The 20,105-nt window shown below is 71.5% G+C and carries 19 protein-coding genes and 1 pseudogene; 16 read left to right on the forward strand and 4 right to left on the reverse strand.

Going from position 1 to position 20,105, the window contains the following annotated elements; translation table 11 throughout:
• The 9 genes and pseudogenes from D471_RS33590 to D471_RS0108790 form a co-directional block, all read left to right on the forward strand.
• Positions 1-267: pseudogene (locus D471_RS33590) on the forward strand (nitrite/sulfite reductase); the annotation flags it as partial.
• Positions 268-329: 62 nt separating this feature from the next.
• Entirely contained in the window at positions 330-536 is a 207-nt protein-coding gene (locus tag D471_RS0108755; RefSeq protein ID WP_017598271.1) for a hypothetical protein, read from the forward strand.
• Positions 533-1,234, forward strand: coding sequence for a phosphoadenylyl-sulfate reductase (locus tag D471_RS0108760; RefSeq protein WP_017598272.1), 702 nt, complete (start codon positions 533-535; stop codon positions 1,232-1,234). Before D471_RS0108755 ends, D471_RS0108760 begins: the two co-directional genes overlap by 4 nt.
• A 118-nt stretch (positions 1,235-1,352) precedes the next feature.
• Positions 1,353-2,126: a sirohydrochlorin chelatase gene (locus D471_RS0108765; RefSeq protein ID WP_051059133.1), complete on the forward strand. Its 774-nt coding sequence runs from the start codon at positions 1,353-1,355 to the stop codon at positions 2,124-2,126.
• 147 nt (positions 2,127-2,273) lie between these two features.
• Positions 2,274-2,954 (forward strand): pyridoxine/pyridoxamine 5'-phosphate oxidase, encoded by a 681-nt coding sequence (locus D471_RS0108770; RefSeq protein WP_017598274.1) that lies wholly within the window; start codon positions 2,274-2,276, stop codon positions 2,952-2,954.
• 189 nt (positions 2,955-3,143) lie between these two features.
• Positions 3,144-4,775 carry an acyl-CoA dehydrogenase family protein gene (locus D471_RS0108775; protein WP_017598275.1) on the forward strand — a complete coding sequence of 544 codons (1,632 nt, stop codon included), beginning with the start codon at positions 3,144-3,146 and terminating at the stop codon, positions 4,773-4,775.
• Positions 4,776-5,145: 370 nt separating this feature from the next.
• Positions 5,146-7,299, forward strand: coding sequence for a glycogen debranching protein GlgX (gene glgX / locus D471_RS0108780; RefSeq protein ID WP_017598276.1), 2,154 nt, complete (start codon positions 5,146-5,148; stop codon positions 7,297-7,299).
• Between the two features lie 47 nt (positions 7,300-7,346).
• Positions 7,347-8,138 carry a pyrimidine reductase family protein gene (locus D471_RS0108785; protein ID WP_017598277.1) on the forward strand — a complete coding sequence of 264 codons (792 nt, stop codon included), beginning with the start codon at positions 7,347-7,349 and terminating at the stop codon, positions 8,136-8,138.
• Positions 8,139-8,314: 176 nt separating this feature from the next.
• The gene (locus tag D471_RS0108790) at positions 8,315-9,094 is read left to right on the forward strand and encodes a GntR family transcriptional regulator (protein ID WP_017598278.1); all 780 of its coding nucleotides are present in this window, start codon (positions 8,315-8,317) and stop codon (positions 9,092-9,094) included.
• 76 nt (positions 9,095-9,170) lie between these two features.
• On the opposite strand, the gene D471_RS0108795 is transcribed toward D471_RS0108790, so the two are convergent.
• Positions 9,171-9,551: a hypothetical protein gene (locus D471_RS0108795; RefSeq protein WP_026127542.1), complete on the reverse strand. Its 381-nt coding sequence runs from the start codon at positions 9,549-9,551 to the stop codon at positions 9,171-9,173.
• Positions 9,552-9,801: 250 nt separating this feature from the next.
• Between D471_RS0108795 and msrB the strand changes: the two genes are divergently transcribed.
• The 3 genes from msrB (at position 9,802) to D471_RS0108810 (ending at position 11,960) form a co-directional block, all read left to right on the forward strand.
• On the forward strand, positions 9,802-10,248 hold the full coding sequence (gene msrB, locus D471_RS0108800) for a peptide-methionine (R)-S-oxide reductase MsrB (RefSeq protein WP_017598280.1): 447 nt from the start codon (positions 9,802-9,804) through the stop codon (positions 10,246-10,248).
• Between the two features lie 256 nt (positions 10,249-10,504).
• On the forward strand, positions 10,505-11,173 hold the full coding sequence (locus D471_RS0108805) for a phosphatidylserine decarboxylase (protein WP_017598281.1): 669 nt from the start codon (positions 10,505-10,507) through the stop codon (positions 11,171-11,173).
• A complete protein-coding gene (locus tag D471_RS0108810; RefSeq protein ID WP_026127543.1) occupies positions 11,160-11,960 on the forward strand; it encodes a CDP-alcohol phosphatidyltransferase family protein in 801 nt (266 codons plus the stop codon). The genes D471_RS0108805 and D471_RS0108810 overlap by 14 nt, the downstream gene beginning before the upstream one ends.
• Before the next feature lie 66 nt (positions 11,961-12,026).
• On the opposite strand, the gene hemQ is transcribed toward D471_RS0108810, so the two are convergent.
• Together hemQ and hemG are read right to left on the reverse strand one after the other, a co-directional pair.
• Complete coding sequence (gene hemQ, locus D471_RS0108815; RefSeq protein ID WP_017598283.1) at positions 12,027-12,737, reverse strand: hydrogen peroxide-dependent heme synthase; 711 nt, start codon at positions 12,735-12,737, stop codon at positions 12,027-12,029.
• Entirely contained in the window at positions 12,734-14,203 is a 1,470-nt protein-coding gene (gene hemG / locus D471_RS0108820) for a protoporphyrinogen oxidase (protein WP_026127544.1), read from the reverse strand. The genes hemQ and hemG overlap by 4 nt, the downstream gene beginning before the upstream one ends.
• 177 nt (positions 14,204-14,380) lie before the next feature.
• Between hemG and D471_RS0108825 the strand changes: the two genes are divergently transcribed.
• Positions 14,381-15,451 carry a DUF4349 domain-containing protein gene (locus D471_RS0108825; RefSeq protein ID WP_017598285.1) on the forward strand — a complete coding sequence of 357 codons (1,071 nt, stop codon included), beginning with the start codon at positions 14,381-14,383 and terminating at the stop codon, positions 15,449-15,451.
• A gap of 35 nt (positions 15,452-15,486) precedes the next feature.
• Here the strand turns inward: D471_RS0108825 and hemE are convergent, their stop codons facing one another.
• Entirely contained in the window at positions 15,487-16,518 is a 1,032-nt protein-coding gene (gene hemE / locus D471_RS0108830) for a uroporphyrinogen decarboxylase (protein WP_083924167.1), read from the reverse strand.
• A 274-nt stretch (positions 16,519-16,792) separates the two neighbouring features.
• On the opposite strand from hemE, the gene D471_RS0108835 reads away from it, so the two are divergent.
• The 3 genes from D471_RS0108835 to D471_RS0108845 all read left to right on the forward strand — a co-directional run bounded on the left by D471_RS0108835 (position 16,793) and on the right by D471_RS0108845 (position 19,983).
• On the forward strand, positions 16,793-17,368 hold the full coding sequence (locus D471_RS0108835; protein ID WP_017598287.1) for a DUF3000 domain-containing protein: 576 nt from the start codon (positions 16,793-16,795) through the stop codon (positions 17,366-17,368).
• Positions 17,369-17,447: 79 nt separating this feature from the next.
• Positions 17,448-18,710 carry an HRDC domain-containing protein gene (locus D471_RS0108840; RefSeq protein ID WP_017598288.1) on the forward strand — a complete coding sequence of 421 codons (1,263 nt, stop codon included), beginning with the start codon at positions 17,448-17,450 and terminating at the stop codon, positions 18,708-18,710.
• Positions 18,711-18,909: 199 nt separating this feature from the next.
• The gene (locus D471_RS0108845) at positions 18,910-19,983 is read left to right on the forward strand and encodes a tetratricopeptide repeat protein (protein ID WP_026127546.1); all 1,074 of its coding nucleotides are present in this window, start codon (positions 18,910-18,912) and stop codon (positions 19,981-19,983) included.
• The last annotated feature ends 122 nt before the right edge of the window (positions 19,984-20,105 follow it).

Here is a 20,105-nt window from a genome sequence, read left to right on the forward strand (position 1 = left end):
GCGCGCATCCAGGTCGCCGACATCGGGCTCAAGGGCCAGTTGGTGATGAACGAGCGCGGCGAACAGGTGGAGGGCTACCAGATCCACCTGGGCGGCGGCATGGGGCTGACTGCGGCCTTCGGCAAGAAGGTCCGCGGCCTGAAGACCACCGCCGACGAGCTGCCCGACTACGTGGAGCGCGTGCTGCGCCGCTTCCAGGTTCAGAAGGAGGACGGGGAGTCCTTCGCCGCCTGGGTCGGACGGGCCGACGAGGCCGACCTGAAGTAGGACACGGACACCCGGCCCCGGAAGCGGGGCCGGGCCGACCACCAAGGAAGAAGAGGTGCGCCATGTCCGAGAGGGCCGCGCCCCACTACTGCCCGTACTGCGGTGACGAGGACCTGGTGCCCGAGGAGGGCGCCGCGGTCAAGGGCGAGGGATACCCCTGGGCCTGTCTTTCCTGTGCCCGGGTGTTCCGGGTGAAGTACGTCGGGTTGCGCTCCGCGTCGTTCTCCGCGGGAGGCGCCCCCTCCAGACCGACGGAAGGTAACGCATGAACGCCACCACCACCCCTGTGGGCGGTCCCGAACTCGCCGAGCGGGCCGCGCGTGAACTGGAGGAGGCCTCCACCCGGGAGATCATCGCCTGGGCCGCGGAGACCTTCGGCGACGGCCTGTGCATGACCTCGTCCATGGCCGACGCGTTGATGGTCGACCTGGCCTCCCGGGTCGTACCGGGGATCGACGTGATCTTCCTGGACACGGGGTACCACTTCGCCGAGACCCTCGGCACGCGCGACGCGGTCGAGTCGGTGTACGACATCAACCTCATCAACGTGGAGCCGAACCGCACGGTGGCCGAGCAGGACGGGGCCCTGGGGCCGCGCCTGCACGGACGCAACCCCGAACTGTGCTGCCACCTGCGCAAGGTCGAACCGCTCAAGCGGGCGCTGGCGCCGTACTCCGCGTGGCTGACCGGGTTGCGCCGGGAGGACTCGGTGACCCGCCGCGACACGCCGATCGTCCAGTGGGACCGGCGCCGCCGCATGACCAAGGTGAACCCGATCGCGCGGTGGACCCAGGACGACGTGGACTCCTACATCGCCGAACACGGTGTGATGGTCAACCCCCTTCAATACGATGGATATCCGTCCATCGGCTGTGAGCCGTGCACCCGGCGCGTGGCTCCGGGCGAGGATCCGCGCAGCGGCCGGTGGGCCGGGCTCGGCAAGACCGAGTGCGGGATCCACGTGTAGGCCGTGAGGCCACGGTGGCGGGACGACGCATCCTCGTCCCGCCACACCCAAGACCCAGAGAAGGAGGCGGGAGCTTCCTTCCCAGCCTGAAGGACGGGCTATCCGCCCCGAGAGGTCCATGAGCACGGAGATTCAGCACCGAGTGGAACGTGGAGCGATCCCGCTCCTGGCAGTGGCGCACGGCAGTGCCGACCCCCGGTCGACGACGGCCGTGTCGGCGCTGTTCGACCGGGTGCGCGCGTCGCGCCCCGACCTGGACGTCCGTGTGTCCTACCTGGACCACGTGTCTCCCGGCCCCGAGGACGCGCTGACCGACCTGGCCGCGGGTGGCGTGGGCGAGGTCGTGGTGCTGCCGACCCTGCTCACGGCGGCCTACCACAGCAAGGTGGACCTGCCCCGGGTCCTGGCCAAGGCCCAGGAGGAGAGCCCCTGGTTGCGCGTGTCCTACGCCGACACCCTGGGACCGCACCCGCTGCTGTTGGACGCGGTGGAGCGGCGCCTGGCCGAGGCCGGCGCGCGTCCCGCCCCGGACACGGCCCTGGTGCTGGTCTCGGCCGGTTCCAGCGACGCCGAGGCCAACGCGACGGTGCGGTCCCTGGCGGCCCGGTTGGCCGAGCGCGGGCCGTGGCGGGAGGCCGTCGCGGCGTTCGCGTCGGCGCAGTCGCCCGATCCCGGCGAGGCGGTCGCCGACCTACGGGAGCGGGGCGCCGAGAACGTGGCCGTGGCCAGCTACCTGCTGGCGCCGGGTTTCTTCTCCGACCGGGTCCGCGACCGGTCGACGGCGGCTGGTGCGTCGGTGGTGTCCGAGGCACTGGGTGACGCGCCCGAGCTGGCCAGGGTGGTGCTGGAGCGCTACGACGCCGCGGTGGCCGCACGGCACGCCCGCGTCTGACACGGCCGGGACGGGGCGGACGCCGGGTCGTCCGCCCCGTCCACAGATCGCGGATTGGCACTTGTGACGGCCCGTGGCGCGAAGAAGAATCGTTGGCGCGGCGACCCGTCCGGGCCGCCGAAGCGATGAGAGCGAGCGGGGGCCGAGGTGTCGGAGCACGGTGATGCGCACGGGGGGATCCGGGAACTGCTGCGGGGGCTGCCCGTGTTCGCGGGTCCGATCGCGGAGTTCGACCCGTCGACCGCGCCGGAGGATCCGGCACGGCTGTTCACGGACTGGTTCGCCGAGGCGGTGGCGGCCGGGGTTCGAGAGCCGCACGCGATGACGGTGGCCACGGTCAACGAGCGGGGGGAGCCGTCCTCCCGGGTGGTCATCATGAAGGACTTCACCCTCGAGGGATGGTGGTTCGCCACCACCACGGGCTCGCGCAAGGGGCGGGATCTGGCCAGGAACCCGGCGGTGGCGCTGTCGTTCTACTGGGGTGAGCAGGGGCGGCAGATCAGGGTGCGCGGGTTCGCGGAACTGGCCGACCCCGACCGGTGCGCCGCCGACTACCTGGCCAGACCCCTGGAGTCGCGGGTGGCCGGCCTGCACGGACGGCAGAGCGAGCCCCTGACCGACCTGACCGACATCCACCGCGCGGCCGACGAGAGCCGTGCGCGACTGGAGGCCGACCCGGACCTGGTGCCGTCGGACTGGGGACTGTACCGGGTGGCGGCGACCGAGATCGAGTTCTGGCAGGCCGACCGGGACCGACGGCACACGCGCCTGCGCTACACGAGGCCCACCGTCGACTCCGGGTGGGACCGCGAACTGCTGTGGCCGTGAGGCGCGGGTGATCCGGGTGGGTCGTGTTCCCGGTGTCGGACCGGGCCCGGGCAGTGCCTGTTCCATCGGTCGTGTACGTCGCGCCGGATGCCGCATCACCCCTCAACCGAACCCGGTTCGGTTGGAGCCCGGTGGCACAGGTTACGATTCCCGCACTCCCACCGCCGACCCACGGACGGAAAGGCAACGATGCCCGCCACACACGAGGTGTTCAACCAGGCCATCCCGCTCGGCGACTACGCCGCCGCGGACGATCCCGCGCTCCTGGAGGGGCTGCGCCGCGAGGGTGCCGGGTGGGCCGAGGCGGAGGTGCGCGAGGTCGGCACCGCCGCGGGCACCGAGCGAGTCCGTTCCTGGGGAGAGTCGGCCAACGCCTATCCGCCGGTCCTGCGTACCCACGACCGGTACGGCCACCGCGTGGACGAGATCGACTACCAGCCCGCCTACCACGTGCTCATGGAGCAGGCGGTTGAACACGGACTGCACGCGGCCCCCTGGGCGGACGAGCGGGCGGGCGCGCACGTGGCGCGCGCCGCCAAGTTCTTCCTGTGGTCGCAGCCGGAGAGCGGCCACGGCTGCCCGGTCTCGATGACCTACGCGGTGGTCCCGGCGCTGCGCCACGCTCCCGAACTGGCCGAACGATACGAGCCGCTGCTGACCTCGCGGACCTACGACTTCGGGCTGCGCCCGCCCCTGAGCAAGCGGGGCCTCATCGCGGGCATGTCGATGACGGAGAAGCAGGGCGGCTCCGACGTGCGCGCCAACACCACACGCGCCGTGCCCACCGCGGAGGGCCACCACCTGCTCACCGGGCACAAGTGGTTCACGTCGGCGCCCATGAGCGACTTCTTCCTCACCCTCGCCCAGGCGCCGGAGGGGCTGAGCTGCTTCCTCGTCCCCCGGGTGCTGCCCGACGGCACCCGCAACGCGCTGTACGTCCAGCGCCTCAAGGACAAACTGGGCAACCGGTCCAACGCGTCGGCCGAGCTGGAGTACGACGGCGCGGTCGCGCACCTGGTGGGCGAACCCGGCCGGGGCGTGCGCACCATCATCGACATGGTCAACAGCACCCGGCTGGACTGCGTGATCGGATCGGCGGCCGGGATGCGCGCCGCCGTGGTGCACGCCCTCCACCACGCCGAACACCGCTCCGCGTTCGGAGCGCGCCTGATCGAACAACCGCTCATGCGCAACGTCCTGGCCGACCTGGCACTGGAGTCCGAGGCGGCCACCACGCTGATGACCCGCCTGGCCGGGGCCGTGGACCGCTCGGTCCGGGGGGACGAGGCGGAGACCGCCTTCCGCCGCCTGGGGGTGGCCGTGGGCAAGTTCTGGGTGACCAAGCGCCAGCCCCCGCACGCGGCCGAGGCCCTGGAGTGCCTGGGCGGCAACGGGTACGTCGAGGAGTCGGGGATGCCCCGCCTGTTCCGGGACTCCCCGCTCAACTCCATCTGGGAGGGGTCGGGGAACGTGGCCGCGCTGGACGTACTGCGGGCGATGGGCCGCAACCCGGAGTCGGTCGAGGCGCTGTTCACCGAGTTCCGCGCCGCGGCGGGCGTCGACGACCACTTCGACGCGGCACTCAAGCGGCTGGAGCAGGCCCTGTCCGACCTGGACGAGGCGCAGTACCGTGCCCGATCGGTGGTCGAGCTGATGGCCCTCACCCTCCAGGCCTCGCTACTGCTGCGGCACGCACCGGCCCCCGTCTCGGCGGCGTTCACCGCCAGCCGCCTGGGCGGCGACTGGGGGCACGTGTTCGGCACCCTGCCCCGCGGGGTGGACACCGAGGCGATCCTGGAGCGCGCCCGGCCGCGGGGGTAGGCGGTGTTCTCCGGGGTCCGAGCCTCGGCCCGGGTACGGGCGGCCCGGCGGTGGCCCCCGGGTGGCCGCTCCGAAGAACGCACCCCGTGGCCGTGGTCGGGGCCACGGCCGCGGTGGTGTGTCGGGGTCGAGATCCGTGTGAGAACACACCGATAATTCCCACGAAAAGCCACAAATCGAGACAGTGCGCGAATGATCATCGCTCCTGGTCGGCATAATCCGGCGATCGGAGCGGAAGGAAGAAGGCGAAACCGACCGACCGCTTTCGGGCCGGGGTGGGACGCGGCACGGGCCCTTCGAGCTGGGAGGATCCCCGAACGCCCCCGCACCGGCCGGCGAAGGCCCCGACACCAAGAGACTGACGACGCCAATGGTGGAAGTCTGGCCCGGTAGTTCCTATCCGCTCGGTGCGACCTTCGACGGGTCCGGCACCAATTTCTCCCTCTTCTCCGAAGTCGCCGAACGGGTCGACCTGTGCCTGTTCGACGACGAGGGGGAGGAGACCCGAGTACCCCTCACCGAATACGACGGATTCGTCTGGCACGGGTACCTTCCCGGTGTCGGCCCGGGACAGCGGTACGGATACCGCGTCCACGGCCCCTACGCGCCCGAACACGGTCTGCGCTGCAACCCCAACAAGTTGCTCACCGACCCCTACGCCAAGGCCCTGAACGGCGAGCTCACCTGGCACGAGTCGCTGTTCAGCTACCATTTCGCCGCCCCGACCCGCCGGAACAACGCCGACAGCGCACCCTACGTGCCCAAGTGCGTGGTGGTCAGCCCGTTCTTCGACTGGGGAAACGAGTCCCGGCCCAGCACCCCGTACCACCGGACGGTGATCTACGAGGCGCACGTGCGCGGCCTGACCATGCGCCACCCCGGCATCCCGGAACACCAGAGGGGCACCTACTCCGGCCTGGCCCACCCCGCGGTGATCGACTACCTCACCTCGCTCGGGGTGACCGCGGTCGAGCTCATGCCCGTCCACCACTTCGTCCCCGAGCACGCCATGGTGGCCCGCGGACTGACCAACTACTGGGGGTACAACACCCTCGCCTACCTCGCCCCGCACAGCGGATACGCCGCGCTCGGTTCCCGGGGACAGCAGGTCCAGGAGTTCAAGGCGATGGTGAAGTCGCTGCACGAGGCCGGGATCGAGGTGCTCCTGGACGTGGTGTACAACCACACCGCCGAGGGCGACCACATGGGCCCCACCCTGTCCCTGCGCGGGATCGACAACCTGAGCTACTACCGCGTCAGCGACGAGGACCAGCGCTACTACCTCGACTACACCGGCTGCGGCAACAGCCTGAACGTGCGCCACCCGCACTCGCTCCAGCTCATCATGGACTCGCTGCGGTACTGGGTCCTGGAGATGCATGTGGACGGGTTCAGATTCGACCTCGCGTCGGCGCTGGCACGGGAGTTCCACGACGTGGACCGGTTGAGCACGTTCTTCGACATCGTCCAGCAGGACCCGGTGATCTCGCAGGTCAAACTGATCGCCGAACCCTGGGACGTCGGTCCCGGCGGCTACCAGGTGGGCAACTTCCCGCCTCTGTGGACGGAGTGGAACGGCAAGTACCGCGACACCGTGCGCGACTACTGGCGGGGTCAGCCGGTGTTGGGCGAACTCGCCTCCCGCCTGGCCGGATCCAGCGACCTGTACCAGGACGACGGCCGGCGCCCGGTGGCCTCCATCAACTTCATCACCTGCCACGACGGTTTCACCCTGGCCGACCTGGTCTCCTACGACCACAAACACAATGAGGACAACGGCGAGGACAACCGGGACGGCACGGACGACAACCGCTCGTGGAACCACGGTGTGGAGGGGCCCACCCGGGACCCCGCGATCATCACCCTGCGCCGCCGCCAGGTGCGCAACTTCCTCACGACCCTGTACCTGTCCCAGGGGGTCGTGATGCTCTCCCACGGCGACGAGGTGGGCCGCACCCAAGGCGGCAACAACAACGCCTACTGCCAGGACAACGAGATCGCCTGGATCGACTGGAAGGACGCCGGTCTGGACGGGGAGGACCCCGACAACGACCTGCTCGACTACGTCCGGGTGCTCGCCCGTCTGCGCCGCGACCACCCGGTCTTTCGGCGGCGCAGGTTCTTTCGCGGCAGCCCCGTCGAGGGCGGCCGGGGCGACGGGCGCGGACTTCCCGACATCGTGTGGCTGCGGCCGGACGGAAAGCCGATGTCGGGGCCGGACTGGAACTCCACGGGTCAGGCACTCGGTGTGTTCCTCAACGGCGACGCCATCACCGAGCCCGACCCGCGCGGGCGCAGGATCCGCGACAGTTCGTTCCTGCTGCTCCTCAACAGCGGCGCGGACGCGGTGGACTTCACCCTGCCCGGGACGGAGTACGGAATGGCGTGGGAGACGGTCCTGGACACGGCCGAGCCCGATGTGTCCGGGCGCCCGTCCGCGGCGGCCTCCGACCCCGTCAGGGTGATCGACCGGGCGCTGGTGCTGCTGCGGAGGGTCTCCCACCGGCACGGACGGCTGCCGTAGGCGCGGTGGAACCCGTCCGGGTCGGGAGGATGCCAAGCTAGGACATCATGGCTTCGAACACCGCACCGCCCGACCCCGACCCGTTCCACCAGCTCCTGCCCCACGGCGGCACGGACGTGGACCTGGCCTCCCTGTACGCCTATCCCGACGACCTGGACCGCCCATGGGTGCGCGCCAACATGGTCTCCAGCGCCGACGGGGGCGCGATCGGCCCGTCCGGGCGTAGCCGCGACCTGTCCTCCGCCTCGGACCGGAAGATCATGGGCATCCTGCGCGGCCTGTGCGACGTGGTGCTGGTGGGCGCGGCGACCGCCCGTATCGAGGGCTACGCGCCCGTCCGCCCGCGTGCGGCGTGGGAGCCGCTGCGGCGCGGACGGCCGCGGACACCGCCGATCGCGGTGGTCTCACGGACCCTCGACGTCCCTGAGCGGCTGCTGGCCCCGGGGCCCGAGGAGGCGCGCACCATCGTGTTCACCACGGCCTCCGCGCCCAGGGAGCGACGCGAGCGGGTCGGCGCGTGCGCCGACCTGGTCGTCGTCGACGGTGTCTCCGTGGGACCCGAGCACATCGTCAACGCCCTCGGCGAACGGGGCCTGTGCCGCGTGCTGACCGAGGGCGGCCCGCACCTGCTCGCGGAGTTCGTCGCGGCCGGGCTGCTGGACGAGCTCTGCCTGACCCTCAGCCCCCACCTGTTGGGGGCGGGCTCCCCCCGCGTGGTCACCGGGGGTCCCGGGACCCCGGGCGCCCCGACGCGGGCCTCGGTGAGGAACACACCCGTGCGCATGGCGCACCTTCTGGAAGCAGACGGAAACCTCTTCGCGCGTTACCTCCGAGAATAGGGAGGTTACTGGGGTTCGGCCGGATCCGGCCGGTTTCGGCTGCCCCACAACCACGCATGAACCGCCCCGCAACCGGACATACCCGATGTGTGCCATCCACTGGAAACACCCCCACTGGACACACCGCATTGACGGGGCTTGCCGGCTTGGCCCCCCGGGCGAGAGGATGAACGAGAGTGCCGACGTCCGACAACGGGTCCCCTCCGGTCTACCGGGAGATAGCCGAGGAACTACGCGGACAGATCCGCTCCGGGCGGTACGCCGACGGCGACCGCCTTCCCGGGGAGAACACCCTGATGGAACGCCATGGCGTCGCACGGGCCACCGCACGCCAGGCGCTCTCCGTACTCATCAACGACGGCCTGGCCGTGGCCGTGCGCGGCTCGGGCATCTACGTCCGGCTCTTCCGGCCCGTCCGAAGACACGGCGCGCGCCGACTGTCCCAGGAGCTCTGGGGCAACGGTCGGGCGATCTGGCAGACCGACAGCGCGGACCGCGGTTACGAGGTCGACTCCATCGACGTGACCGAGGCCGTGGCCCCCGACCACGTGGCCCGTGCACTGGAACTGCCCGGGGGAGCTCGGGTCCTGCGCCGCTCCCGCCGCTACCTCGTCGACGGCCGACCCGTGCAGAGCGCCGTCTCCCACCTTCCGCTGACCGTGGTGGAGTCCCGGACCGGCTCCCTCGCCGCGCGCCGCGTCCGCGAACACGACACCGGACCCGGCGGGATCTACGCGCGGTTGGCCGACCTGGGGTACGCGCCCGCCCATTTCACCGAGGAGATCCGGGTGCGCATGCCCACCCCCGAGGAGAGGTCGGATCTGGCGATCGCGGCGGGCACGCCCGTCCTGGAGGTGGCCCGCACCGCGCTGACCGGGGAGCATCGCCCGGTCGAGTTCAACGAGATCACCATGGACGGTTCGGCCTACGTGCTCCAGTACGACTTCGACGCCTGAGCCTCGAGCCCCGGCCCCACCGGTACACCACGATGGGAGGGGCGCGAACGCGACCCCTCCCATCGTTCTTCGGTACTCAGCGACCACCCCGCCTTGAGGCGAACACCAGATATGCCAGGACCAGGTACGCCACACCCACCGCGACCGCCCCTGCGGCCGCGAAGGGCAGGCTGTCGGACGCCGTCATCGCCCATCTGGCGATCCCGAGGCCGAGGACCAAGGCCACTCCCAGCGCGCACACCGCCACGACGGTGATGAAGGCGAGCAGCTTGCGGTCGTTCCACGGCTCCGGTCTGGCGGCGTCGATCCGCGCCGCGGTGGCGCGAGCGGTGAGCTCCGTCGCCCACCGCAGTTCCCGGCCGACGGCGACCGTTCCCATGGCCGCCGTCCTGGGCCAGACCCGGACTCCCGCGGTGGTCTGATCGAGCCACCACAGTCCGTATCTGATTCTCCCCACGCGCAGTGGTCGTCTGCGCACTACGAGTGATTCTTGTGTCGTAACTGCCATGCCACCTACCTCGGCGCACATCGACCACTGACCCTGTTCAAGGCCTACCCGTGGGTTAAGCAACCGAACGTAACAACGAGGGAGGTTAGGGCTTTGTGACACTACGGGATGATTTACGCCCCTAAACCGGGTGATGTGCATTCCATCCGGAACGTGGTCGAGACGGCACTCCAGCCGAAATACCGGTAGCGTCGTCACCATGGCTGACGCAGCGGAGCAGAGCACCGGAGACGGAACCCCGGGGATTCCCCGGACCGACGCGGAATGGCGCGAGCGGCTCAACGCACAGGAGTACGCCGTGCTCCGGCAGGCGGGCACCGAACGCCCGTGGAGCGGCGCCCACGTCGACACCAAGACGGAGGGTGTCTACCGGTGCCGGGGGTGCGCGACCGAACTGTTCCGCTCCAACGAGAAGTTCGACTCACACTGCGGCTGGCCCAGCTTCTACGACCCCGCCGACTCCTCCGCGGTCACCCTGCACGAGGACTCCTCGCTCGGTATGGTCCGGACCGAGGTGCGGTGCGCCACCTGCGAGTCCCATCTGGGCCACGTCTTCCGCGGTGAGGGGTACGCCACTCCCACCGACGAGCGCTACTGCATCAACTCGGTCGCCCTGACCCTGGAGCCGACCGACCCGACGGAGTAGGTTGGCGTACCATCCTGGTTCCGGACGGGTACGCGGAGACCGTCCCCGACCATCCGAGGGGCGGTACCCGCGACTCGTCCACGACGTATCGGGGATAATCGCATCCAGCGCACCAACGGTCGGCTCCGCCAACCCGCGGAGCGCCGCGCGGCACAAGGCCCCCCGGTCTTCGCGCACCCGCCCCGAGTCCGAGGGCAGCCCCACCATAGCGCCCGCAAGCAGGGCGAACCGACCCAAGCCGTGACGAAAGCGCTCGATGACCGACGACTCACCTTCCACCGCCGCCTCCCCCCGTCCTCCGGCCCGGCCGCGCCTGGGCATGGCCCAGGGGTCGGCTCCCTGGCTGCTGCCCGCCCTCGGCGCGGCGGGTGCCGCGGCCCTGGCCGCCCGGGGATCCCGCACACGCGGGGCGGCCGCCGTCCCGGTCATCGCCCTCGCCGCGGGCATGACGTGGTTCTTCCGCGACCCCGAGCGTGGTCCGGCCACCGGACGCGTGATCTCGGCGGCCGACGGCGTCGTCCAGAGCCTCGACCTCCAGACCGACGGCCGGACCCGGGTCGCGGTGTTCATGAACCCCCTGAACGTGCACGTCAACCGTGCGCCCCTCGCCGGAGTGATCACCCGGGTCGAGCACCGCCCCGGGGGTTTCCGCCCCGCATTCGACAAGGACAGCGAGCGTAATGAGCGCGTCATCTGGACCCTTGAAACCGAGATCGGTGAGATCACGGTCGTTCAAATCGCCGGCGCGATGGTCCGGCGTATCGTCCCGTATCTCGCTGCGGGGCAGAAGGTCGAGCAAGGCGAGAGGATCGGTCTCATCCGGTTCGGGTCGCGGGTCGACGTCTACCTTCCGGCCGGGATCGCCCCGGCGGTGGAGGTCGGCCAGAAGGTCCGTGCCGGAGAAACCCGTCTTGACGCCGACTGAGCGGTCCGTCCTGGGCCCGGAGCACACGACCCCCCCGGACACCGGCGCCCCCCGATTGCGCCTGGGGGTGGCGGACTACCTGACGCTGGGCAACGCCCTGTGCGGCTTCCTCGCGGTGTGGGCGCTCGCGACGGCCCAGTCCGCGCACGCGGCCTCCGGCGCCGCGGGGCCCCTCCCCCGTGCCGCCATGGCCACGGTCGTCGGGCTGATGCTCGTGGCCGCGGCCCTGGACGTCCTCGACGGCCGCGTCGCGCGCAAGCTCGGCGGCAGCGGGATGGGCGCCGAACTGGACAACCTCGCCGACGTGATCAGCTTCGGGTTCGCCCCCGCGTTCTTCTTCGTGGTGTGGGGCATGTTCTCCGGGGGTCCGGCGATACTGCCCGTCGTCGGCGGGGGCGCCGTCCTGTTGGCGGTCATCGTGCGCCTGGCGCGCTTCTCCTGCCAGGCGCCGGGGTCCAGCTACTTCACCGGGCTCCCCTGTCCGTTCGGGGCGATGGCGGTGGTGACCGTGGTTCTGATGGACCCGCCGCTGTACGCGGGCGTCACCGCCGTGCTGCTCATCGCCTGGCTCATGGTGAGCCGCATGGAGTACCCCAAACCGCGCGGGCGCAAGATCTACGCGGTGCTCGGATCCCTGGCCACCGGTGTGGCGCTCATGGCCGCCTGGGGTCTGGGCCTGCCCACGGGCGACGTGCTCATCTACCTCATGAGCGCGGTGGTCCTGGGCTTCATCGTCACCATCCCGTTCTACGTCCGTTACGTGAGGGCGCGACCGGCCTCGGACTGACCGCAGGACCGACGCGACCGTGCCCCGGGCGGAGTCCCGCCCGGGGCACGGTCGCGTCGGCGCCGGTTACGGCAGGGCGTCGACGAGCTCGGCGACACTCCGACGGCGGCCGGTGTAGAAGGGGATCTCCTCGCGGGTGTGCAGGCGGGCCTTGGCGCCGCGTAGGTGGCGCATCAGGTCGACGATCCGGTGCAGGTCGTCGGCCTCGAAGGCCAGCAGCCACTCGTAGTCGTTGAGGCCGAAGGAGGACACCGTGTTGGCGCGCACGTCCGGGTACGGGGCGGCCATACGGCCGTGTTCGGCGAGCATCGCGCGGCGCTCGTCGTCGGGCAGCAGGTACCACTCGTAGGAGCGCACGAACGGGTACACGCACAGGTGGTCGCGCGGCTCCTCACCGGCGAGGAAGGCGGGCACGTGGCCGCGGTTGAACTCCGCGGGACGGTGCAGGCCCACGACCGACCACACCGGGGCGCTGGCGCGGCCCAGGCGGGTACGGCGGAAGGCGGTGTACATCTCCTGGACCTGCTCGGAGGTGTCGGCCACCCACCAGAACATGATGTCGGCGTCCGCGCGCAGGCCCTGCACGTCGTAACTGCCCCGAGTGACGATGCCGCGCTCGGCGGCCTTGTCGAAGAGGGTCTGGAGCTCGTCGGCCGCCGCTGTCCGGTCGACTCCGTCGAGGCCCTCGACCTTGAAGACCGACCACATGGTGTAGCGGATGAGCGCGTTCAGGTCGGTGCCGTCCTTGTCGACGGCGGTGTTCTGCTGACCCGTCACGGGTTGACTCCTTGTTCTGTCGTTCCCGCGGCGTCGCCGCCGGGGGTGGTGTGACTGTCTCTGGGGAGGGTGTGCGCCAACCGCTCGGCCGCGCGGCCCGCGTCGGCCACGCACGCGGGGATGCCGACGCCACCGTAGGCGGCGCCGCACACCCCCAGCCCGGGACGGCGGTCGACGGCGGAACGGGTCCGGTCGATCCGCGCGGTGTGCCCGACCCCGTACTGCGGAATCCCGTCCCGCCACCGGGTGACCCGGGTCTCCACGGGGGCGCCGGCCAGACCGGTGACCGTGGCGAGGTCGGCGACGGCCACCGCGGCGAGCTCCTCGTCGGAGCGCTCCAGGGCCGCGGTGTCGCCGCCACGGCCGATCGAGCAGCGCACCACGACCAGGTCGTCGCCGGGGTTGGCCGCACGCAGCGCGTCGGCGATCCAGGGCCACTTGTTGCTGGAGAAGGTGGCCGCCTTGATGGTGAGTCCCTCTCCGGCCGGGGCGAGGAAACCACTGCCCGTCAGCGGCTCGGGGAAGGCGGAGGCGGGAAGCGCGAGGGTCACCAGGGCCATGCTGGCGTACTCCACCCCACCCAGCTCGTGGGCGGCCTCGGGCACATGCTCGGCGAGCAGGCGGGCCGCCTCGGGCGCCGGGCAGGCCAGGAGGACCGCGTCGCAGTCCAGCCGGTCGCCGGTGTCCAGGTGGACACGCCAGCCCTGGGGCAGACGGCGCAGGGAATCGACCCGCGTGCCGGTACGCACCCGGTCGCCGTGCCGGTCGGCCAGGGCGCCCACGAGTTCGGCGATCCCGCCGCGCAGCGAGGCGAAGACCGGTCCCGCGGAGGCGGACACCGCGCCGCGGCCCGCCAGGTCGGCGTGTACCGCGCGCATGAGGGAGCGGTCGTCACGGGCCATGGGGGCGATCTGCGGCAGCGCGGCGTCGAGCGAGAGCCGGTCGGCTCGGCCCGCGTACACACCGCCCAGCAGGGGTTCGACCAGGCGGTCGACGACCTGGCGCCCCATGCGCATGCCGACGTAGGTGGCGACCGGCACGTCCCCGCGCACGGGTGTGCGCGGCCAGACCAGGTCCAGCCCGGCGCGCAGGGTCCCCGTCCAGCTCAGCACTCCGCTGCGCGCGAGCTCGCGCAGGCTGCCGGGAACTCCCATGAGCTGTCCCTTCGGCAGTGGTCTGACCCGCCCCCGGGTGTAGACGCCCGCGGAGCCGGGCCCCGGGTGCACGATCCGATCGGCCAGACCGAGTTCGCGGATGAGGTCGAGTGCCTCGGGACGGCGGGCGAGCACTGACTCGGCCCCCGCGTCGACGGGAACACCCGCCACGGGTGAGGCGTGCAGTTTGCCGCCGGGTGTGTCCGCGGCCTCCACGACCGTGACGGCGGTCCCGAGTGCGGTGAGGCGGTGCGCGGCGGTGAGTCCGGAGACCCCTCCCCCGACCACGACCACGTGCGGTGCTTGTGCCATGCCACCAGCTTTCCAGATGCCCTGGGTCACACGGACCCACCGTCCCCGAAACACACCCGTGCGGCCACTCCCCGCGTGCCCCGTGCCCCACACGCCGGTTCCGGTCCGCGACCACCTCGTTGCCCGGTCGTTACCGGGGAACCGCAACGCCCACGGAACGGCCCACGTCGAAGGCACATGGCTACTACCACTTTCCCCCAGCGGTGGCGCGTCGCCGGGACCGCTCTGCCACTCGGCCTGGCGGCCCTCGTACTGACCGCCTGCGGGGCGACGACCCAGTCCCTGACCGGAGACGACGGCGCGGGTGCCGCGTCCGTCGAGCGCGCCGATTCCGCCCAGATGGACGAGGGCGCCCTGGCCGAGGAGGAACCCCAGGGCGAAGGCGGCGGAGGGGCCCTCGGAGCGGACGTCGAGGCCGCCGACCGCGACCTCATCCACACCGCCACCATGAGCGTGCGCGTGTCGGACGTGCCCGAGGCCGCCGAACTCGCCAAGGAACTGACCATCGAGGCGGGAGGCTACGTGGCCTCCGAACAGCTCAGGACCCCGGCCGGTCGGGTGCCCACCGCCCAGCTGGCACTGCGCATCCCCAACGACGGCTACGAGGACGCGCTGGCCGATCTGGCCGAGCTCGGAGACCGTTCCGACCTGGAGCGCTCCGTCGACGACGTCACCGACGAGGTGGCGGACGTCGAGAGCCGCATCGAGACCGCGCAGACGTCGCTGGAGACCCTGCGCGGCTACCTGGAGGAGGCCGAGGACGTCGACGACCTGCTGCGGATCGAGCAGGAGATCCAGACCCGCCAGTCGGAGTTGGAGTCCTACCAGGCGCGGCTGGAGACACTGACCAACCAGACGACCTACTCCACCGTGCACCTGAGCCTGGACACCCCGGACACCTACGTCGAAGCCCCTTCCGGCGACGCCGTCGGGTTCCTGGAGGCCCTGAGGCAGGGCTGGGGCGCCCTGGTGGCCGTCACCCTGTGGATCGCCGTGATCGCGGGCTGGGCGCTGCCGTTCTTGGCGGTCGCCGCCGTCGTCGGTGTGCCGGTGTGGTGGTACCTCAGGAAGCGCACCCGCCGGACGCGCGGCGACTCGGCTCGGGACGCCGACCGCTCCGCTCCCGTCGCCGCGGCCGTCAGCGGCGGTCCCGAGGCAGGAGGCGACGGCGGGACCGACTCCGACGACAGCGGAAGCGGTCCCGGGAACGAGGACGGTTCCGAGGGCGCCCCCGGGCGGGACGGTTGACGGCACCACGTGTCGCGGACCGGCCCCGCCCCGGGTCAGCCCGCGGTCTGCTCGTGGACGAACGCGGTCAGGCGCGTGAGCATGTCCGGGTCCGTGCTCGGCAGTACGCCGTGGCCCAGGTTGAAGATGTGGCCCTCGGCCGCACGGCCTCGGGCCAGGATGTCGCGTGTCCGCTCGGCGACGACCTCCCAGGGGGCGAACAGCGTCGCCGGGTCCAGGTTGCCCTGGAGGGCCTTTCCGGGCCCGACGCGCCGGACGGCCTCGTCGAGCGGCACGCGCCAGTCCACACCCACGACGTCGGCCCCGGCCTCGCCGAGCAGACCGAGCAGCTCACCGGTACCGACGCCGAAGTGGATGCGCGGGATCTCGTACTCGGCGAGCTGACCGAAGATCCACGAGGTGTAGGGCAGCACGGAGGCGCGGTAGTCCTCCGCGCTGAGCGCACCGACCCAGGAGTCGAAGAGCTGCACGGCGCTGGCGCCCGCCTCGACCTGGGTGCGCAGGAAGCCCAGCGTGATCGCCGCCAGACGGCGCATCAGCTCGTCCCACAGCTCGGGCTCGCCGTACATGAGCGCCTTGGTGTGCTCGTGGTTCTTGGAGGGCCCGCCCTCGATGAGGTAGGAGGCCAGTGTGAACGGGGCGCCCGCGAATCCGATGAGCGGCTTGTCGCCCAGTTCACCGACGAGCTGGCCGACCGCCTCGGTGATGTAGGGCAGATCGTCCGGCTCGATCTCGCGGAGCCGCTTGAGCCCGCCCGCGTCACGGATCGGCTCCGCGACGACGGGGCCGACACCGGGCTTGATGTCGAGGTCGATACCGATGGCCCGGAGCGGCACGACGATGTCGCTGAAGAAGATCGCGGCGTCGACGTCGTGGCGCCGGACGGGCTGCATCGTGATCTCGGTGATCATGTCGGGGCGCGAGCAGGCCTCGAGCATGGGGACGTCGGCGCGTACCCGGCGGTACTCGGGCAGGGAGCGACCCGCCTGGCGCATGAACCACACCGGGGTGTGGGGCACCGGGAGCCGTCGGCAGGCGCGGAGGAAAGGAGAGTCTTGAAGCGTCACACCTCGATCGTGCCATGCCCGTCCCGGTGCTCTCACTCGAACCGGTCGGAGCGGAGTTCCACGGGCGCGGGTCGCGGTGGTTCCGGCGGCGCGCCGGTCCCAAGATCATCACAAAACACCGACACGCCGTGCTAACTCCGTACCGACGAAGGTGACTCGTGCCACGGTCGGTTCCGTTCCCATCAACCGACCCGCGCTCGGGTGTCGGTCGGCTGGGTATGCCCGAACGACCCCGGGACGTGATCACCACAAGATGAAGGCTGACGTTTCCACCATGCCTGATGTCGGTAGCGCCGAGAACGCGCACGAGACGTTCCGGCGAGCGGTCCAGGCGCTGCACGGCCCCTCCGTGCGCCCGGAGATCGCCGTGCGGGAGATCCCCGCTCCCCAGAGGTTGGCCCCCCACGCGGCCGCCGTGTCGGCCGAGGTCACCGTGCAGGGTGAGGAGGTCGCCTGGGGGCGGCTCATCATCCTGTACGACCCCGAGGGAACCCGGTCCTGGCCGGGTCCGTTTCGGGTGGTGTGCCAGGTCAACTCCGAGCTGGAGTCGGAGATCGCCACCGACCCCCTGCTCGGTCCGGTCGCCTGGAGTTGGCTCACCGACGCCCTGGACGCGCACGACGCCGCCCACCACACGCTGAGTGGCACGGTCACGCGCGCCACGACGGAGGGGTTCGGCACCAAGGCCGGCGAGGGCGCCACCACGGAGGTGGAGATGCGCGCCTCGTGGACACCGGAGTCGGACCGGTTGTCGGGGCACGTCGGTGCGTGGTTGGCGCTGCTCGCGTCGGCTTCCGGGCTTCCTCCGCTGGACGTCACCGACATCACCCAGCAGCGCTCGCGGTCCTGACCCCGGCCGGGCCCCGCGCTCCGGCGCCGGATCCGGCCCGTGTTCCGCGTCCGGTGGCCACAGCGCATACCGTAGTGGTGTGGCGAACGCGTTGAACTCCAAGACAGAACACCACGAACCGGGAAACGACGACGCTGAGAGGGCGCCTCTGCTGCGGGATCCGCGGGAGGGCTTGCCCGACGTCACCTCCGACGCCGACGCACTCGCCGACGTGGTCACGGCCGTGTCCGCCGGTACCGGACCGGTGGCGGTGGACGCCGAACGGGCCTCCGGGTACCGGTACGGCCAGCGCGCCTACCTGGTCCAACTACGCCGGGAGGGCTCCGGTTCGGCGCTGATCGACCCGATCGCCTGCCCGGACCTCGGCGCCCTCGACACCGCGCTGGACGGGGCCGAGGTGGTGCTCCACGCGGCCCACCAGGACCTGCCGTGTCTGTCGGAGGTCAACCTGCGCCCCCGAAGCCTGTTCGACACCGAGCTCGCCGGTCGGCTGCTCGGCTACCAGCGTGTCGGGCTGGGGTTCATGGTGGAGCGTCTGCTGAACGTGCGCCTGGCCAAGGAGCACTCGGCCGTGGACTGGTCCCAGCGCCCCCTGCCCGAGGACTGGTTGCGCTACGCCGCACTGGACGTGGAGATCCTCATCGAGTTGCGTGACGCGCTGGAGGAGGAGCTGGCCGAGACCGGGAAGCTGGAGTGGGCGCGCGAGGAGTTCGCGTCGGTTCTGGCCACACCGCCCAAGGAGCCACGGCCGGACCCGTGGCGCCGCACGTCGGGGATCCACCGCGTGCGCAACCAACGGTCCCTGGCCGCCGTGCGCGAGCTGTGGTACGAGCGGGACCGCATCGCCCAGGAGCGGGACGTCTCCCCTGGACGGGTCCTCCCGGACGCCGCGATCGTGGAGGCCGCCGCGGCGATGCCGCGGACCCCCGGTGAGTTGTCGGGGATCCGGCAGTTCGGGATCAAACTGGCGCGCCGTTACCTCAACACCTGGATCCGGGCGGTCAACCGGGCGCGGGACATGCCGCAGACCGAGCTCCCCCGCCCCAACGCCCCGGGTGACGGCCCACCGCCGGTGAACCGGTGGGCGGACCGGGCGCCGGAGGCCGCGCGGCGGTTGGAGGCGGCACGGGCGACGGTCACGGGGATCGCCGAGGACGTGGTCATGCCGACCGAGAACCTGCTGCTGCCGGACACGGTCCGGCGGTTGGCGTGGACGCCGCCCCGCGCGCTGGACCCGGACTCGGTGGCCGCGTTCCTGCGTGATCGGGGAGCGCGGAACTGGCAGGTGGGACTGACCGCGGAACCCCTGGCCACAGCCCTCCTGGGAGCCGAGAAGGCGTAGCTTTTACCCCGGCTTCACCCACTTAACCCCAACGTGACTGAACTCACCCCGATCCAGGGGTGGTTCATGCCTGTTCCCAGGCCTCGTGTCCGATTATGTTATGGAAATGTGCCCTGGAACCCCCGGGCATGTTCAACGAAGGCGAGGTTCCGCGGCGATGGTCGCCGCGGGAGGCGATCAGGGAGATGTGGTGAGTCTGCTGGCGTTCTGGCGTGCACTTCTGCGCGAAACCGGTCTGTCCCGCGCGGCCGGGACGCGTCCGGTGGATACCACCGCGCCCGCTCCCGTGGACCCACGCGGTGAGCCCGTGGAGGAGTACGTGCGGGTCCGGGTGGCGAGCCCGTCCGGAGCCGCCTCCGCTGACGCTCCGGCCGTGCCGGAGGCGTCGGCCGCCCCGACCGCGCCGGAGAGCGGGGCGGGCTCCGTGGCGACCGCCGACACGGCCGTCAGCCCCCTTCCGCGCCGGCCTGTCGCTCGGGAGGGATCCGCCGGGCGCAACGGGGGGTCGCGTGCCGCGTCGCTGGAGCGGACCCTCCAGTCGTTGGTGGAACGGCACGGCACCGAGCACCCGGACACGATCACCGCGCGCAACAACCTCGCGACCAAGTACGCGCAGATGGGCCGCCGCCTGGCCGCCGTGCAGCAGTTCGAACTGGCGCTGACCGAGGCCGTGTCGGTGCACGGGGACGAGCACCCGCGCACCGAGATCATCCGTGAGAACCTGGCGTGGGCGCTGGAGGACGCGGGACAGCCCGCGGAGGCCGCCGCCCAGTGGGAGGTCCTGCTCCGTGAACGCGAGGAGCAGTTCGGCCCGGCCGACGAGGACACCGTGGAGGCGCGCAGCCACCTGGCCGCGTGCTACCGGCGCGACGGCCGGTTGGACGCGGCGATCGCCCACTACGAGCGGGCGATCGAGGACGTCGCCTCCACCGAGCGGCGTGAGGAGCTGCGCCTCGGCCTGAGCATGGCCCTGAGCCAGTCGGGGCGCTGCGAGGCCTCGATCAGCCAGTTGCGCACGGTGCTGATGGCGCGTCGCCGCCGCCTGGGCAAGGGCCACCTGGACACGCTCGGCGTGCACCACCGGTTGGGCCGCGCCTTCACGCAGGCGGGACGGGCGGACGAGGCGGTCGAGGTGCTGCGCGACGCCTACCGCGTGGCGATGAACTCCTCGGGCGATCCGGAGGTGCGGCGGCTGACGCTGCGGCTGCGCCGTGACCTGGCCGGCGCCTACAACGCCGCGGGACGCCCGCGCGAGGCCAACGCCCTGCTCTGAACCCCGCACCGCTCCCGGGCGCGCGAACCCACCGGTCCGCGCGCCCTTTCCCGTGTCCGGACCAGCGGTGGAGCGGGTCGGGAGACATCGGGACGAAAGCCGGTGGTGACCCTCTCGGCGGA

This window comes from Nocardiopsis lucentensis DSM 44048, assembly GCF_000341125.1.
Classification (GTDB): Bacteria; Actinomycetota; Actinomycetes; order Streptosporangiales; family Streptosporangiaceae; genus Nocardiopsis; species Nocardiopsis lucentensis.

What these genes read in the sequence shown, in the direction of transcription:
- D471_RS0108755 (WP_017598271.1), top strand. Translation starts at nt 330, where the DNA reads ATGTCCGAGAGGGCCGCGCCCCACTACTGCCCGTACTGCGGTGACGAG.
- D471_RS0108760 (WP_017598272.1), top strand. Translation starts at nt 533, where the DNA reads ATGAACGCCACCACCACCCCTGTGGGCGGTCCCGAACTCGCCGAGCGG.
- D471_RS0108765 (WP_051059133.1), top strand. Translation starts at nt 1,353, where the DNA reads ATGAGCACGGAGATTCAGCACCGAGTGGAACGTGGAGCGATCCCGCTC.
- D471_RS0108775 (WP_017598275.1), top strand. Translation starts at nt 3,144, where the DNA reads ATGCCCGCCACACACGAGGTGTTCAACCAGGCCATCCCGCTCGGCGAC.
- glgX (WP_017598276.1), top strand. Translation starts at nt 5,146, where the DNA reads ATGGTGGAAGTCTGGCCCGGTAGTTCCTATCCGCTCGGTGCGACCTTC.
- D471_RS0108785 (WP_017598277.1), top strand. Translation starts at nt 7,347, where the DNA reads ATGGCTTCGAACACCGCACCGCCCGACCCCGACCCGTTCCACCAGCTC.
- msrB (WP_017598280.1), top strand. Translation starts at nt 9,802, where the DNA reads ATGGCTGACGCAGCGGAGCAGAGCACCGGAGACGGAACCCCGGGGATT.
- D471_RS0108805 (WP_017598281.1), top strand. Translation starts at nt 10,505, where the DNA reads ATGACCGACGACTCACCTTCCACCGCCGCCTCCCCCCGTCCTCCGGCC.
- hemG (WP_026127544.1), bottom strand. Translation starts at nt 14,203, where the DNA reads ATGGCACAAGCACCGCACGTGGTCGTGGTCGGGGGAGGGGTCTCCGGA.
- D471_RS0108825 (WP_017598285.1), top strand. Translation starts at nt 14,381, where the DNA reads ATGGCTACTACCACTTTCCCCCAGCGGTGGCGCGTCGCCGGGACCGCT.
- D471_RS0108835 (WP_017598287.1), top strand. Translation starts at nt 16,793, where the DNA reads ATGCCTGATGTCGGTAGCGCCGAGAACGCGCACGAGACGTTCCGGCGA.